Genomic DNA, 13,581 nt, shown 5'->3' on the forward strand with positions numbered 1-13,581 from the left:
CACCGCAACAAGCGCTTCAGGCATATTCCAGCGCGAAGGAGTACGCATGGTCCATACTGTGCGACGCACGCTGCGGGGAGTCGAACAGGGGCGCGCGAGGCGCCTCCAGGGGGCGCGAACGGCGGGCATTCCGGGGCCCGGAGCCGCCGCACCGGCGGCACCGGTACGGACCGGACCCACAACCACTCGCATCCCACGGAGCGTACCGGAGCGGGGCCCCGACTCCGGGCCGTGACGGCCCGGCCGAGGGACACAACCCGATATCGACGCTCCGTGAGCGTCGCCGGCCACGCCGGCTACAGCCGTGCCGCCTCCACCTCCTCCGCGAGGGCCTTCGGGATCCACCGTTCGGCCCGGACCCAGGCCCGTTTCAGATGCAGATGGACCTCCGCCTCCCAGGTGAAGCCCATGCCGCCGTGGATCTGGAGGCAGTCGCGGGCGCAGCGGGTCGCGGCCTCGTCGGCGAGCAGTTTGGCCCCCGCGATCTCGACCGGGTCACCGGTCACGGCCGCCGCGTAGACGGCGGCGCGGGCTACTTCCGTTCGTACGAGCATCTGCGCGCACAGATGCTTGACGGCCTGGAAGGCCCCGATCGGCCGGCCGAACTGCTCCCGCTCGCGGGCGTGGCGCACGGCCGCCTCGGTCGTGCGCCCGGCGCTGCCGAGCTGTTCGGCGGCGGTCAGCAGTGCGCCGGTCGCGACGAGCGCGTCCGGCACCGGGTCGGTGGCGTCCGGCCGTTCCCGGCGGGCGCCGCCGGCGGGGCCCGGCAGGCGGTGCAGGGGCGTCAGCGGGTCGACCGAGCGCACCGGGACGGCGCCGGAGACGTCCCCGCGGACGACGTCCGCCTCGTCCAGCCACTCCACGAGCCCTCCGTCGGGCCCGGTGACCACGGTCTTGCCCTCGGCCGCCCCGGGCACCTCCCCGGCCGCCAGGTGCGTCGCGATCAGCGGCCCGGGCAGCAGGGCCCGTCCCGCCTCCTCGAAGACGAGCACCGCCTCGGGGAGGCCGAGGCCCACACCGCCGGCCTCCTCGGGCAGCCGGAGCGCGAAGAGGCCCGCCTCGCCCAGTTCCCGCCACAGCGCCCGGTCGAGCGTCCCCGCGGCGACGGCCGCCCGGAGCTCCTGCGCGCCGAAGCGTCCGGCGAGCAGCTCCCGCACGCCCGCCCGCAGCGCCCTCTGGTCCTCGGTGAGCCGGAAGTCCACTCGGATCACCCTCCCTTCGGAAGGCCGAGGATCCGCTCGGCGACGATGTTCCGCTGGATCTGCGAGGTGCCCGCCGCGATCGTGTACGAGAGCGAGGACAGCCGGTCCTGGTTCCACTCCCGGCCGAGGTCGAGCGCGTCCGGGCCGAGGACGGCGGCGGCCGCGTCGTAGAGCTCCTGGCGGGCGTGGGAGTAGCGGAGCTTGAAGACGGAGCCGCCGGTGCCGGGAACGCCGCCGCTGGCCTGCGCCTCGCTGACGTTCCACTGGGTGAGGCGCCACAGGGCGCGGAACTCGGCGCTCAGCGCGCCCAGCCTGCGGCGCACCACGTCGTCGTCCCAGGTGCCGTTGCGTCGTGCCGCGGCGGCGAGTTCGCCGAGGGTGCGGCGGCAGGCGACGACCTCGCCGACGAAGGCCGTGCCGCGTTCGAAGGACAGCGTCACCATGGTCACCCGCCAGCCGTCGTTCTCCGCGCCGACCCGGTGGGCGGCCGGCACCCGGACCTCGTCGAGGAACATCTCGGCGAACTCGGCGGACCCGGCGAGCGTGCGCAGCGGCCGGACGGTGATCCCGGGGGCGTCCATCGGCATCGCGAGCCAGCTGATGCCGCGGTGCCGGGGGGCCTCCGGGTCGGTGCGGACGAGCAGTTCGCACCAGTCGGCGACCTCGGCGTGCGAGGTCCAGATCTTGGAGCCGGTGACCACGTAGTCGTCGCCGTCCCGGACCGCCCTGGTGCGCAGGGAGGCGAGGTCGGAGCCGGCGTCCGGCTCACTGAAGCCCTGGCACCAGACCTCGTCGCCGCGCAGGACGGGCGGCAGCCAGCGCTCCCGCTGCTCGGCGGTCCCCTCGGCCGCGATCGTCGGTCCCGCGTGCAGCAGTCCGACGAAGTTGGCGCCGACGTAGGGGGCGCCGGCCCGCTCGGTCTCCTCCAGGAAGATCAGCCGTTGGGTCGGGGAGGCGTCCCAGTGGACGTCCGCGTAACCCGCCTCGTACAGCCGGCGCTGCCAGCCGCAGTCGTAGGCGCGGCGGCCCGGCCAGTCCCGCGGGTCGGGCCGGGGCGGCAGGGTGGGCAGGACCGTCGCGAGCCAGGTGCGCAGCCGCGCCCGGAAGTCCTCCTCCTCGGCGGTGTACGCGAGGTCCATCAGACGATGTCCAGGCCGAGCATCCGGATGGCGTTGCCGCGCATCAGTTTGTAGACGGTCTCGTCGTCGAGGTCCTTGACGTGGTCGAGGGCGACCTCGCGGGTGTGCGGGAACGTCGAGTCGACGTGCGGGTAGTCCGTCTCGAAGGTGGCGTTGTCCCGCCCCACCACGTCGAGCGAGGCGATGCCGTGCTTGTCGCGGAAGAAGCAGCAGAAGATCTGCCGGTAGTAGTACGTGGAGGGCGGTTCGGGGATCAGGTCGCGGACGCCGCCCCAGGCGCGGTGCTCCTGCCACACGTCGTCGGCCCGTTCGAGGGCGTACGGGATCCAGCCCATCTGGCCCTCGCTGTAGGCCAGCTTGAGCGTCGGGAAGCGGACCAGGACCCCGCTGAAGAGGAAGTCCATCATCGAGGCCATGGCGTTGTTGAAGCTGAGCGACGCCTGCACGGCGGGCGGCGCGTCGGGGGACGCGGCGGGCATCTGGGAGGAGGAGCCGATGTGCATGTTGACGACGGTCCCCGTCTCCTGGCACACGGCGAAGAAGGGGTCCCAGTAGCCGGAGTGGATCGACGGCAGTCCCAGGTGGGTGGGGATCTCGGAGAACGTCACGGCGCGCACCCCGCGGGCGGCGTTGCGCCGGATCTCGGCGACGGCGAGGTCGATGTCCCAGAGGGGGATGATGCAGAGGGGGATCAGCCGCCCGCCGCTGCCGCCGCACCATTCCTCGACCATCCAGTCGTTGTAGGCGCGGACACAGGCGAGGGCGACCTCCTTGTCGTGGGCCTCGGCGAACGTCTGGCCGCAGAAGCGCGGGAAGGTGGGGAAGCACAGGGACGCCTCGACGTGGTTGAGGTCCATGTCCTTCAGCCGTTCGACGGGGTCCCAGCAGCCGCGGCGCATCTCCGCGCGGGTGATGCCCTCCAAGGTCATGTCGTCACGGTCGAAGCCGACGGCGGCGATGTTGCGCTTGTACGGGAACCTCAGGTCCTCGTAGATCCACCAGTCGGTGGGCGGGCCGTCGGGGTCCATGGTGATCCGGTACTTCCCGCCGACGTACTCCAGCTCCCCGATGCCCGCGGTCACGGGCCGCGGTCCGCGGTCGCGGTACCTCGCCGGCAGCCAGGTGTCGAAGAGGTGCGCGGGCTCGATCACATGGTCGTCGACGCTGATGATCCGAGGCAGTTCCTGGTCCATGGGCGCACTCCTCTTCTGACGGGTCGTCAGATAGCAGGCTAGCTCCGCACCCCTGGACCGACAAGGAGCATGGCTTTACGCTCTCCGCACGATCTGACAGTCCGTCAGTTCAATTGAGCCGCTCGGAGTCGAGAATGACCGACACCGCACACGCCCTGGGCGCCTCCCGCACGCTCTGGGAGCTCGTCGCCCGCCGCGCCGCCCTCACCCCCGACCACCCCGTCCTGCTCCAGGGCGACCGGACGCTGACCTTCGGCGAACTGCGCGACCGCGCCGAACGGTGCGCCGCCGGCCTCTGGGAGATGGGGGTGCGCCCGGGCACGGTCGTCGCCTGGCAGCTGCCGACCCGGATCGAGACGGCGGTCCTGTCCTTCGCGCTGACCCGCGTCGGAGCCGTCCAGTCCCCGGTCATCCCCTTCTACCGGGACCGCGAGGTCGGCTTCGCGCTGCGCGCGTCGCGGGCCGAGTTCTTCGCCGTACCCGGGGTGTGGCGCGGCTTCGACCACACGGAGCTGGCCCGCCGGCTCGGCGCCCGGGGCGTCTTCGAGGCCTACGACTCCCTTCCCGACGGCGACCCGGCGGTCCTGCCGCCCCCGCCGTCACCCGACTCCGGGCAGGACGTGCGCTGGATCTACTGGACCTCCGGCACCACCTCCGACCCCAAGGGCGTCCTGCACACCGACCGCTCGCTGATCGCGGGCGGCTCCTGCCTCGCCCACGCCCTGCACCTGACCTCGGACGACGTCGGCTCGATGGCGTTCCCGTACGCCCACATCGCCGGGCCCGACTACACGGTGATGCTGCTGCTCTACGGCTTCCCCGCGGTGATGTTCGAGCAGTTCGCGCTGCCCGGCGCCCTGGAGGAGTACCGCAAGCACGGGGTGACGGTGGCGGGGGGGTCCACCGCCTTCTACGCGATGTTCCTGGCCGAGCAGCGCAAGCTGCCGCCGGGCGAGAAGCTCATCCCGAGCCTGCGGCTGCTCGCCGGCGGCGGGGCGCCCAAGCCTCCGGAGGTCTACCACGCGGTGGTGCGCGAGATGGGATGCCAGCTCACCCACGGCTACGGCATGACCGAGGTCCCGATGATCACCATGGGGTCGCCGGACGACACCGCCGAGAACCTCGCCACCACGGAGGGCAGGCCGCCGGCCGGCATGGAGATACGCATCGCGCGGGACGCCTCCGGCAACGGCGAGGTGCGCCTGCGCGGCGAGGCGGTGTGCCGGGGCTACCTGGACCCCGCGCAGACGGCCACCGCCTTCGACGAGGACGGCTTCCTGATCACCGGCGACGTGGGACACCTCACCCCGTCCGGGCACCTGGTCCTCACCGGCCGAATCAAGGACATCATCATCCGCAAGGGGGAGAACATCTCGGCCAAGGAGATCGAGGACCTCCTCCACCGGCACCCGGCGGTCGGCGACGCGGCCGTCATCGGCCTGCCGGACCCGGAACGCGGCGAGCGGGTCTGCGCGGTGGTCGAACCCGCCGAACGGCCGCCGGGCGCGGCCCCCCTGACCCTGGCGGCGGTCACCGACTTCCTGCGCGGCGAGGGGCTCTCCGTCCACAAGCTGCCGGAGCAGCTGGAGGTGGTCGAGGAACTGCCGCGCAACGACACCCTGCGGAAGGTCCTCAAGTACAAACTGCGCGAACGGTTCACCGCGGTGGACCCGGCCTGAACACCGGGCGGCCCGTTCCGCAGTACGTCCCTTTTGAGTGAAACCTTCCCGGGCTTTCCGACGTCCTCCTCTCGGAAGCCGGTCACGGGCCAGCGGGGGAGTGGACGTTCATGGCACTGAGGAAGTACACCGCGCACATAGCCGTCGTCGCGTCGGCGGTCGCACTCACCGGAGCGGTGTGGGGCGCGTCGGTCCTGACCCGCTCGGAGGCGGCCGGCACGGCGCGCGGGCCGGCCGCGGAGGGCAAGGGCCCCGCGGCGCAGAACCCGGCGCGCCCGCCCGCCAGGGTCCCGGAGAGCATCGCGCACGCCTCCGAGTCGGGCGGACAGGCCGTCAACATCACCATCGACGACGGCCCCGACCCGCGGTGGACCCCCGACGTGCTGCGGATCCTGAAGAAGAACGACGTCAAGGCCGTCTTCTGCATGATCGGCCCGCAGGCCCGGCAGCACCCCGAACTGGTGAAGCAGGTCGTCGCGGACGGACACCGGCTCTGCGACCACACCACGGACCACGACACCACGATGGACCGGAAGTCGCCCGAGTACCAGAAGCAGCAGATCCTCGCGGCGAAGAAGATGATCGAGGACGCGGCGGGCGGTGCGAAGGTCGAGTACTACCGCGCCCCGGGCGGTGCCTTCACCCCCGACAGCCGGCGGATCGCCGCGGCGGCCGGCATGCGGCCGCTCGGCTGGAACGTCGACACGAAGGACTTCCACCGGCCCGGCACGCAGGCGATCGTCGACACCGTGCGCAACGAGCTGCCCAACGGGCCGACGATCCTCTTCCACGACGGCGGCGGCGACCGCAGTCAGACCGTGGCCGCGCTGGAGCAGGTCCTGCCCTGGCTCAAGGAGCAGGGCCACCCGACCGGCTTCCCCGTGCGGACCCGCCCCTGAAGGCCGTTCAGGAGTCGCGGTCCTCCGTCATGAAGTACCGGGCGAAGGCGCCCACCGCGGCCTGCTCGTCGACGGCGCCCGAGTCCGCGGTCGGCAGCGTACGGGCGCTCAGCGCGGCCGCCTCCGGGGAGACACCGAGCGCCAGCAGGGCGCGCTCGACCTCCGCGGGTGTCCCGGCGATGGCGAGGGCGGCGTGCAGGAACGGCCGGGCGATCTCCGCGAAGCGCTCGGGGTGGTCGTGCAGTCGCTTGACCGCGCCGCCGAGGAACTCCTCGTGGCTCACCTTCTGGTCGCCGTCGACGTCCGCCATCCCGGCCATGCCCTGCCAGAACGCCTCGGCGCCGTCGCACAGGGCCTGCCCGCGATCGGAGCGGAACGTGACGCCGAACTCGGTGAGAAGCCGTTTCGCCGCGGTGGAGAAGTCCTCGCGGGAGATGGTCCCGTCGCCGTCCTGGTCGAAGGCGGCGAAGCGGGAGGCGAGCCGGCGCTGCAAAAGCCGCTCGCGGTCCGGGTGCTCCGGGTGCGTGTGCTCCATCCCCGGAGACTACGACGACCGGGCCCGCTATGCCGAGAGGGGCCGGGCGTCCTCGCTCACGGCGGCGTCCACGTCCCCGTACACCTCGAAGAGGCGCCGCACCCCGAGCGCGGCCAGCACCCGGTTGACGTGCGCGCCCTCCATGGCGTCCGGCGCGGGCAGCACGACGTGCAGCCGGCCGCGGCAGGAGTACATCAGCCGGCGGGCGGCGATCAGCACGCCCACCCCGCTGGAGTCGCAGAACACCACGCCCGAGAGGTCCAGGACCAGATCGTGGCGCCCGTCGGCGACGGCGTCGTGGACCCGTCTGCGGACCAGAGGAGAGGTCACCAGGTCCAGCTCCCCGCGGATGCGCAGCACCGTCCACGGGCCCTGTTCGTCTTCGTCTTCCTCGACGTGGAGCGTCACCGATCGCGCCCTTCAAACGGAGGGAGTCCTTCCCGTGACTCTCCCGCTGCCCCGGGGGAACCGCGCGAAACCCCCCGTATCGTGATTGACGCTTTCCTTACCATCGGGAATTCCGTCAAGAGCGCACTTGCGGCAAAGAGGAGTGCGCCGGTGCCGCGGCCCATTACTTTGGAGTATGAACTCGGGTCGGGAGGGCCGCCGCAGAGCTCCGGAGGGCTTCGTATGGCGAAGGACACACCACCGCGCTGGGACCGCAGGATGCAGCAGCGGCTGGCGCGGGGCGAGGCAGCCGCGCTCGGGGAGCTGTACGACCGCTTCGCCTCGCTGGTGCACAGCCTCGCCCACCGGGTGCTCGACGACGACGACGCGGCCGACCAGGTCACCCGCGAGGTCTTCGGCTACATCTGGGAGAACCCCGACGCCTACGACCCCAAGGAGGGCAACATGCGCTCCTGGGTCGCGCGGCTGACCCAGCGGCAGGCCGTGCACCGGCTGCGCCAGACCGAGGCGGTGGCCTACGCGGAGAGCGGCGAGGGGTCCGCGGAGGAGCTGGAGCAGAAGGTGCTCCGGGCCTCGGTGGCGGCCCGTGCGGACTACATCGTGACGTCGATGCCGGCGCCGCTGCGAGCCGCACTGGAACTGGCCTATTTCCAGCGGCGCGACTACCGGCAGACCGCGGCCGACCTCGGTGTGACGGAGGACGAGGCACGGCGCCGGCTGCGGCTCGGGCTCCAGCTGCTGTCGTCCGCGAACACCCGCCCGCTGGAGGGGTCTTCGCCCCCCGGTTACGGGCGCGCCCGGTGACCGGGTCGAACGGCTCCGACGACACGCCCGACGAGGTCGCACGCGCGCCTCGGATACCGGGACCGCGCTGGGCCGCGGACGACCACGCCGACCTGTCGCGCGCGGTGCCGCCCGCGGACGCACCCGTCCCGGCGCCGGACCTCCCGCAGGTGCTCCCGCCTCCCCCGCCGCCGCCCTCGCACACCGTGCTGAAGTCCCTGCTCGGGGCCTGGGCACTGTCGGCGTGCTCGGTGGAGGAGACCGAAGCGGTCGAGAACCACCTCACCGAATGCGCCCCGTGCGCCGACGAGGCCCTGCGCCTGCGGGACGCGGTCGGCCTGCTGCACGCGGAACGTGACCTGGACCTCGACCCGCTGCTGCGCTCCCGGGTCCTGGAGAACTGCCTCGGCCGCCGCCCGGCCCGGATCCCGGTGCCGGCCTGGGCCGCCCCGTACGACGCGGAGACGGCCCGGCTCGACGCGCTGCTCCAGGACATCGGCGAGTCGGAGTGGCACGCCCCGGTCCGGCTGAAGTGGTTCGAGGAGGAGCGCCCGGCCAGCCGCCGGACCACGGTGGCCGGCGTGATCGGGCACCTGCTCACGGTCGACGGCCTGGTGGCGACGGCCCTGGGCCTGGACGACCCGCTCGGCGGCACCCGGGCCGTGTCCCCGGCCTCGCCGACCGCGCGGACGGAGGCGTACTGGCAGAGCTCGGACCATCCGGTGACGCGCGGCGTGCGCGAACCGTGGCGCGACCAGAGTCACACCCTGATCCGCACGGTCTCGTTCGCCGGGCGCGGCGTCGCGGACCTCACCGTGACGTACGGGGACTTCGCCCTGCCGATGCGCGACTCGCTGCTGGAGCGGGCCTTCGAGTGCTGGGTGCACGCGGACGACATCGCCAACGCCGTGGCGTACCCGTACGAGCCGCCGAGCGGGGCGCACCTGCACGGCATGATCGACCTGGCCGCCCGGCTGCTGCCGGCCGCCCTGGCCGGGCGCCGCCGCGCGGGTCTGGCCGCTCCGGCCCGCCAGCTGGTCGAGGCGGGTGCCCCGGGCCGCTCGCTCCATCTGGAGGTCGAGGGCGCGGGCGGCGGCCACTGGTACATCGCCCTCGACTCGCCGGCGGCCATGGGTTCCCCGGACCACGCGGTGGCCCAGGTGGCGATGGACGGTGTCGAGTTCTGCCAGCTGGTGGCGGGACACGTGCCGCCCGAGGAGGCCGCGGCGGGCCAGGACGGCGACCGCGAGGCGATCCGGGACGTGCTGTTCGCGGCGGCGTCGCTGAGCAGGCTGTAGGGGGTGTCTTGTCGATCGGCCCGATCGACAAGACAACCCGACACCCCTAGGGGGCAGGGGCGTGCGCGTCCCTGCCCGCTCCGGCGCGGCCCGTCAGGCGAAGACGACCGTGCGGCGGCCGTTGAGCAGGATGCGGCGCTCCGCGTGCCACTTCACGGCCCGCGCCAGGGCCTGGCACTCGACGTCGCGGCCGATCGCCACCAGCTGGTCCGGGGTGACCTCGTGGCCCACCCGCTCGACCTCCTGCTCGATGATCGGCCCCTCGTCGAGGTCGGCCGTCACGTAGTGGGCGGTCGCGCCGATCAGCTTCACCCCGCGCATGTGCGCCTGGTGGTAGGGCTTCGCGCCCTTGAAGCTCGGCAGGAAGGAGTGGTGGATGTTGATGATCCGGCCCGACAGCTGCTTGCACAGGTCGTCGGAGAGCACCTGCATGTAGCGGGCGAGGACGACGAGCTCCACCTCCTCGGCGCGGACGAGCTCCAGGAGCTCCGCCTCTGCCTCCGCCTTGGTGTCCTTGGTGACCGGAATGTGCCGGAACGGGATGCCGTACGAGCCCACGAGCTCCTCGAAGTCGGTGTGGTTGGACACCACGGCGACGATCTCGACCGGCAGCGCCCCGATGCGGGAGCGGAAGAGCAGGTCGTTCAGGCAGTGCCCGAACTTCGACACCATCAGCACGATGCGCATGCGTTCGTCGGCCCGGTCGAGCTGCCAGTCCATCTCGAAGGCGTCGCCCACCGCGGCGAAACTGGCCCGCAGCTTGTCCACCGACACCGGCGCCTCGGCCGAGAAGTGGACCCGCATGAAGAAGAGGCCGGTGTCCCGGTCCCCGAACTGCTGGCTGTCCTCGATGTTGCAGCCCGTGATGAAGAGGTAGCTCGACACGGCGTGCACGATGCCCTGTTTGTCCGGGCAGGAGAGCGTGAGGACGTACTGGTCGGTCATCCCCGTAGCGTGCCACACGCGGGGAGGACGCCCCGGCCGCCGTCCGTCAGGCGGACCGGGTCATGATCCGGAGCACGTCCAGCGAACGCGGGGGCGCGTCCGGGTCCTCGCCGTCGGCCGACGCCAGCCGTACGTGTGCCTCACGGGCGGCACGGACGGCCTCCGGCCACCCGTGATGGTCCATGTAGGCCGAGACGGGGGCGTCCGGACCCACCTGGTGCATGATCCTCAGCACCCGGAGCACGGCCACGTCGACGAGCGCGGCCTCCCCCGAGTCGCGGAAGACCGTGCCCACGTACTTCTCGGCGGACCAGTTGTCGAGCCAGGTGTCCTCGACCAGGCGGTAGACGGCGTCGGTGACGTCGCCGTACCCCTCGTGGCCGGCCAGCCAGGTGGTCTCGTGGAACCCGGGGTCGGAAAGCATGTGCAGCGCCGAGCGCACGTTGCTGCGCCAGCGCCACCAGGGCAAGTCGTTGAGCGGCATGCCGCCCATGGTGGAGGAGCGACGGCCGCGACGGGAAGAGTTCATCGAACCGGAGACTGGACTGGACACGTTTCGATCGTACGTTCCCCGCCGACCGGTCCCGACCGGCCCCCGCAATTCACCTTCGCGTCACCCAGCGTTGAACCATGCTCACTCCCGCGTTACCCATGAGGCGGAATTGTGCATGCCCATGACCGGTAGGCGACTGACCTCATTCCTCGCGCACGTCACGACCGCGGCGGCCGGAGCGTCGCTGCTCACCGGATGTGGCGTGCTCCCTGGTGCCACGGGGGGCGCCAGGGAGCCCGTCACGGTGATGACCTGGGCACCCGACGGCACCCGGGCCACCAACATGCCGGGCATGCCCGCCATGGCCAAGGCGTACGGCCGCTGGATCAACGAGTCCGGCGGGATCGACGGCCACGAGCTCCGCGTCCTCACCTGCAACGAGGAGAACACCTCCGCCGGCGCGGCGGCCTGCGCACGCCGGGCCGTGAAGGAGGGCGCCGTGGCCGTCGTCGGCTCCTACAGCAGGCACGCACATGCCTTCCTCGCCCCGCTGGAGGCCGCGGGGATCCCGTACATCGGCGGCTACGGCGTCACCGAGGACGAGTTCACCAGCCCGCTCTCCTACCCCGTCAACGGCGGCCAGGCGTCCCTGCTCGCCGGCAACGGGATCCAGCTCGCCGAGTCCTGCCGCAAGGTCTCCCTCGTCCGGCCGGACAACGCGGCCGGCGACAAGCTGCCCGACCTCCTCAACTCCGGCCTGCGCAAGTCCCGTCACGGCAGCGCCATCGACATCCCGGCCGCGGAGGACTCCACCGAGTACACCCGGCAGGCCGGCCGGGCCCGCTCCAGGGCCGGCAACGACAAGGGCTGCGTCACCGCCGTGCTCGGCGAGCGCACCCAGACGTTCTTCGACTCGTTCCGCCGGCTGCCCGAGAACGCGAAGGACGGTGTCGGCGACGAGGGCGTCCGTATCTCCTCGGTGCTCGGCAGCGTCGCCCAGCCGGTCATCGACCGCACGGGCGGCCCCCACAGCCCCTTCGAGGGCGCGTACGTGACCGGCTGGTACCCGGAGGAGAACGACCCGAGCTGGGCCCCGATGCGCAAGGTGATCAAGGAGCAGGCCTTCGTCGACAACCGGGTCGACCCGGCCGACGCGGGCGTGCAGACGACCTGGATCGCCTACACCGTCCTGAAGCAGGTCGTCGAGTCGCTGGACACCGACACCGTCGACGCGCACGCCCTCTCGATGGCCCTCGACCGCGGGGTCGAGATCGACACCGGCGGCCTCACGCCGCCGCTGCGCTGGCGGCACGAGGACCTGCTCGGCGCCACCGGCTTCCCCCGGATCGTCAACCACCAGGTGACGTTCCAAGTGGTGCGCCAGGGACGCCTGGTGGCCCAGAAGCCCGGCTTCGTCGACGTCGGCCAGACCGTCCTCACCGCCCCCTGAGGGCTGTCCCAGGGGCCGTGCCGGACCGGCCGACCGCCGGGCGGGGCAGCGCCCGGCTGGTCGGCGCCCGGCTGGTCGGCGGCGGTCAGAGCTGGGTGGGCGTCCGCTTCGACAGCCCGTACTTCTCGGCGGTCGGGTTCCACAGCCCGGCCGCCTCGCGCTTGGCGACGGTGGCTTCGCTGCTCGCCTTGCCCGCCGCGACCGTCTCGCCGGTGCTGCGCGCCTTGCCGCCCTTGCACATCTTCTTGTTCTTCATCTGGTCGGCCCAGGCCGCGTAGTGGTCGTCCGCCGAGGCGGACGCCTGCCACGCCTTCGTCAGGGACGCCGTCAGCTCCGAGTTGTTCGGCAGCTGGTCGACCGACAGCGCCTGCAGGCGGGTCACCAGACCGCGGCGCTGCTCGGCGGCGCCCCGCAGGTCGGAACCGGCCTGGTCGAGGTTCTTGCACTGCTTGATGGACTCGACCGAACGGATCACCGCGTCACGGCTGTTGTTGCTGTCGGCGAGGAGCTTGTCGAGCGCCTTCGCCTGCGGCTCGGCCGGGTCGGCCGCCTTCTCCGTGGGGGCGGTGGACGGCGTGCCGGTGGTGGCGGCCACCGGCTGGCCGGACTTCTTGTCCTTGTCGCCGTCGCCACCGCTGAGCAGCGCGCCGGCACCGAGACCGACGACCGCGCAGCCGATGACGACGGCGGCGATCAGCGCGACGGGCGACCTGCGGCGCGGCTCGGGCTCGTCGTCGTACCCGTCCTGGTAGGCGTCCTGGTACGGCGACGGCTGCTGCTGGTGCTGGTGGAACTGCTGCGGCGGCGGCTGCTGCGCGTACGGGGCCTGCTGGTACGGCTGCTGGTACGGCTGCCTCGGTGCCTGCTGCTGCGCCTGCGGCATCTGCGACGTCGTGTCGCTGCGGAAGAGGTTGTCGAACTCCGCGGGAGGCTGCCGCTCGCCGTGCATCTGCGCCGGTACGGGAGCGATGTACTGGGTCGCGTCGGACGCGCCCGCCGGCGGAGCCGGCTGCTGCAGCGGGCCCGCCCCGAGGAACCGGGTGTCCGGGCCGCCGCCCTGCCCGGCGACCGGCGGAATGTACTGGGTGGCCTGCATGTCGGAGGCCGGGGCGGCCGGCGGATAGCCGTAGCCCGCCTGCGGCGGCTGCGCCTGCGTGTCGGGGGCCGGGGCGGCCGACGGATAACCGTAGCCCCCCTGCGGCGGCTGCGCCCCGGGTACGGCGCCCGGCATCGGCCCCGGCGGCCCGCCCTGCGGGACCGGCGGCATGTACTGGGTCGCCTGCATGTCCGCGGCGCCGCCCGGCACGGCCTCCGGGGGCAGCGGCTGCCCCTGCTGCCCACCAGGGCCCCAGCCGCCGCTCCACGGCTGCCCGCCGGCCGGCCCGGCGGCCTGGCCGCCCGCCGCACCGCCGTCGGCGGGCAGCACGACACCTTCGTGCGTGGGCCGCCCCGCCGGGTACTGCGGCTCCGGACCCTGTCCGCTTTGCGTCACCGGGACTCCTACTGATGGACCTACGGAATCGTCGGCTCACGCTACCGGGTGCGTCCGGCGGCGCG

Annotated in this window: 13 protein-coding genes; 5 read left to right on the forward strand and 8 right to left on the reverse strand. The window is 72.6% G+C overall.

What is annotated here, in order from left to right; all coding sequences use genetic code 11:
- Nucleotides 1–296 precede the first annotated feature (296 nt).
- Genes ACE1OA_RS15140 through ACE1OA_RS15150 form a run of 3 tightly spaced genes read right to left on the reverse strand, consistent with a single transcriptional unit; the run spans nucleotide 297 to nucleotide 3,534 of the window.
- The gene (locus tag ACE1OA_RS15140; protein ID WP_356779359.1) at nucleotides 297–1,202 is read right to left on the reverse strand and encodes an acyl-CoA dehydrogenase family protein; all 906 of its coding nucleotides are present in this window, start codon (nucleotides 1,200–1,202) and stop codon (nucleotides 297–299) included.
- A gap of 5 nt (nucleotides 1,203–1,207) precedes the next feature.
- A complete protein-coding gene (locus ACE1OA_RS15145; protein ID WP_356599888.1) occupies nucleotides 1,208–2,341 on the reverse strand; it encodes an acyl-CoA dehydrogenase family protein in 1,134 nt (377 codons plus the stop codon).
- Entirely contained in the window at nucleotides 2,341–3,534 is a 1,194-nt protein-coding gene (locus ACE1OA_RS15150; RefSeq protein ID WP_356599890.1) for an amidohydrolase family protein, read from the reverse strand. The genes ACE1OA_RS15145 and ACE1OA_RS15150 overlap by 1 nt, the downstream gene beginning before the upstream one ends.
- Before the next feature lie 134 nt (nucleotides 3,535–3,668).
- On the opposite strand from ACE1OA_RS15150, the gene ACE1OA_RS15155 reads away from it, so the two are divergent.
- Both ACE1OA_RS15155 and ACE1OA_RS15160 read left to right on the forward strand, forming a co-directional pair.
- Nucleotides 3,669–5,213, forward strand: a complete 1,545-nt coding sequence (locus ACE1OA_RS15155) for a class I adenylate-forming enzyme family protein (protein WP_356779360.1) — start codon at nucleotides 3,669–3,671, stop codon at nucleotides 5,211–5,213.
- Nucleotides 5,214–5,323: 110 nt separating this feature from the next.
- The gene (locus ACE1OA_RS15160; RefSeq protein ID WP_356599894.1) at nucleotides 5,324–6,112 is read left to right on the forward strand and encodes a polysaccharide deacetylase family protein; all 789 of its coding nucleotides are present in this window, start codon (nucleotides 5,324–5,326) and stop codon (nucleotides 6,110–6,112) included.
- A gap of 7 nt (nucleotides 6,113–6,119) precedes the next feature.
- On the opposite strand, the gene ACE1OA_RS15165 is transcribed toward ACE1OA_RS15160, so the two are convergent.
- Complete coding sequence (locus ACE1OA_RS15165) at nucleotides 6,120–6,647, reverse strand: EF-hand domain-containing protein (RefSeq protein WP_356599896.1); 528 nt, start codon at nucleotides 6,645–6,647, stop codon at nucleotides 6,120–6,122.
- 27 nt (nucleotides 6,648–6,674) lie between these two features.
- Nucleotides 6,675–7,055, reverse strand: coding sequence for an STAS domain-containing protein (locus ACE1OA_RS15170; protein WP_356599898.1), 381 nt, complete (start codon nucleotides 7,053–7,055; stop codon nucleotides 6,675–6,677).
- Nucleotides 7,056–7,277: 222 nt separating this feature from the next.
- Here ACE1OA_RS15170 and ACE1OA_RS15175 point away from each other — a divergent pair, with 222 nt between their 5' ends.
- Together ACE1OA_RS15175 and ACE1OA_RS15180 are read left to right on the forward strand one after the other, a co-directional pair.
- Complete coding sequence (locus tag ACE1OA_RS15175) at nucleotides 7,278–7,859, forward strand: sigma-70 family RNA polymerase sigma factor (protein WP_356599900.1); 582 nt, start codon at nucleotides 7,278–7,280, stop codon at nucleotides 7,857–7,859.
- Entirely contained in the window at nucleotides 7,856–9,136 is a 1,281-nt protein-coding gene (locus tag ACE1OA_RS15180) for a zf-HC2 domain-containing protein (RefSeq protein ID WP_356779361.1), read from the forward strand. Before ACE1OA_RS15175 ends, ACE1OA_RS15180 begins: the two co-directional genes overlap by 4 nt.
- A gap of 93 nt (nucleotides 9,137–9,229) precedes the next feature.
- Here the strand turns inward: ACE1OA_RS15180 and purU are convergent, their stop codons facing one another.
- Nucleotides 9,230–10,081, reverse strand: coding sequence for a formyltetrahydrofolate deformylase (purU, locus tag ACE1OA_RS15185; RefSeq protein WP_356599902.1), 852 nt, complete (start codon nucleotides 10,079–10,081; stop codon nucleotides 9,230–9,232).
- Nucleotides 10,082–10,127: 46 nt separating this feature from the next.
- Nucleotides 10,128–10,574: an SCO4402 family protein gene (locus ACE1OA_RS15190; protein WP_410093987.1), complete on the reverse strand. Its 447-nt coding sequence runs from the start codon at nucleotides 10,572–10,574 to the stop codon at nucleotides 10,128–10,130.
- A gap of 181 nt (nucleotides 10,575–10,755) precedes the next feature.
- Between ACE1OA_RS15190 and ACE1OA_RS15195 the strand changes: the two genes are divergently transcribed.
- The gene (locus ACE1OA_RS15195; RefSeq protein ID WP_384871255.1) at nucleotides 10,756–12,024 is read left to right on the forward strand and encodes an ABC transporter substrate-binding protein; all 1,269 of its coding nucleotides are present in this window, start codon (nucleotides 10,756–10,758) and stop codon (nucleotides 12,022–12,024) included.
- Between the two features lie 85 nt (nucleotides 12,025–12,109).
- Here the strand turns inward: ACE1OA_RS15195 and ACE1OA_RS15200 are convergent, their stop codons facing one another.
- Nucleotides 12,110–13,516 (reverse strand): hypothetical protein, encoded by a 1,407-nt coding sequence (locus ACE1OA_RS15200; RefSeq protein ID WP_356599906.1) that lies wholly within the window; start codon nucleotides 13,514–13,516, stop codon nucleotides 12,110–12,112.
- Between the last annotated feature and the right edge of the window lie 65 nt (nucleotides 13,517–13,581).

Source organism: Streptomyces sp. JL2001 (assembly GCF_050917515.1).
GTDB lineage: Bacteria > Actinomycetota > Actinomycetes > Streptomycetales > Streptomycetaceae > Streptomyces.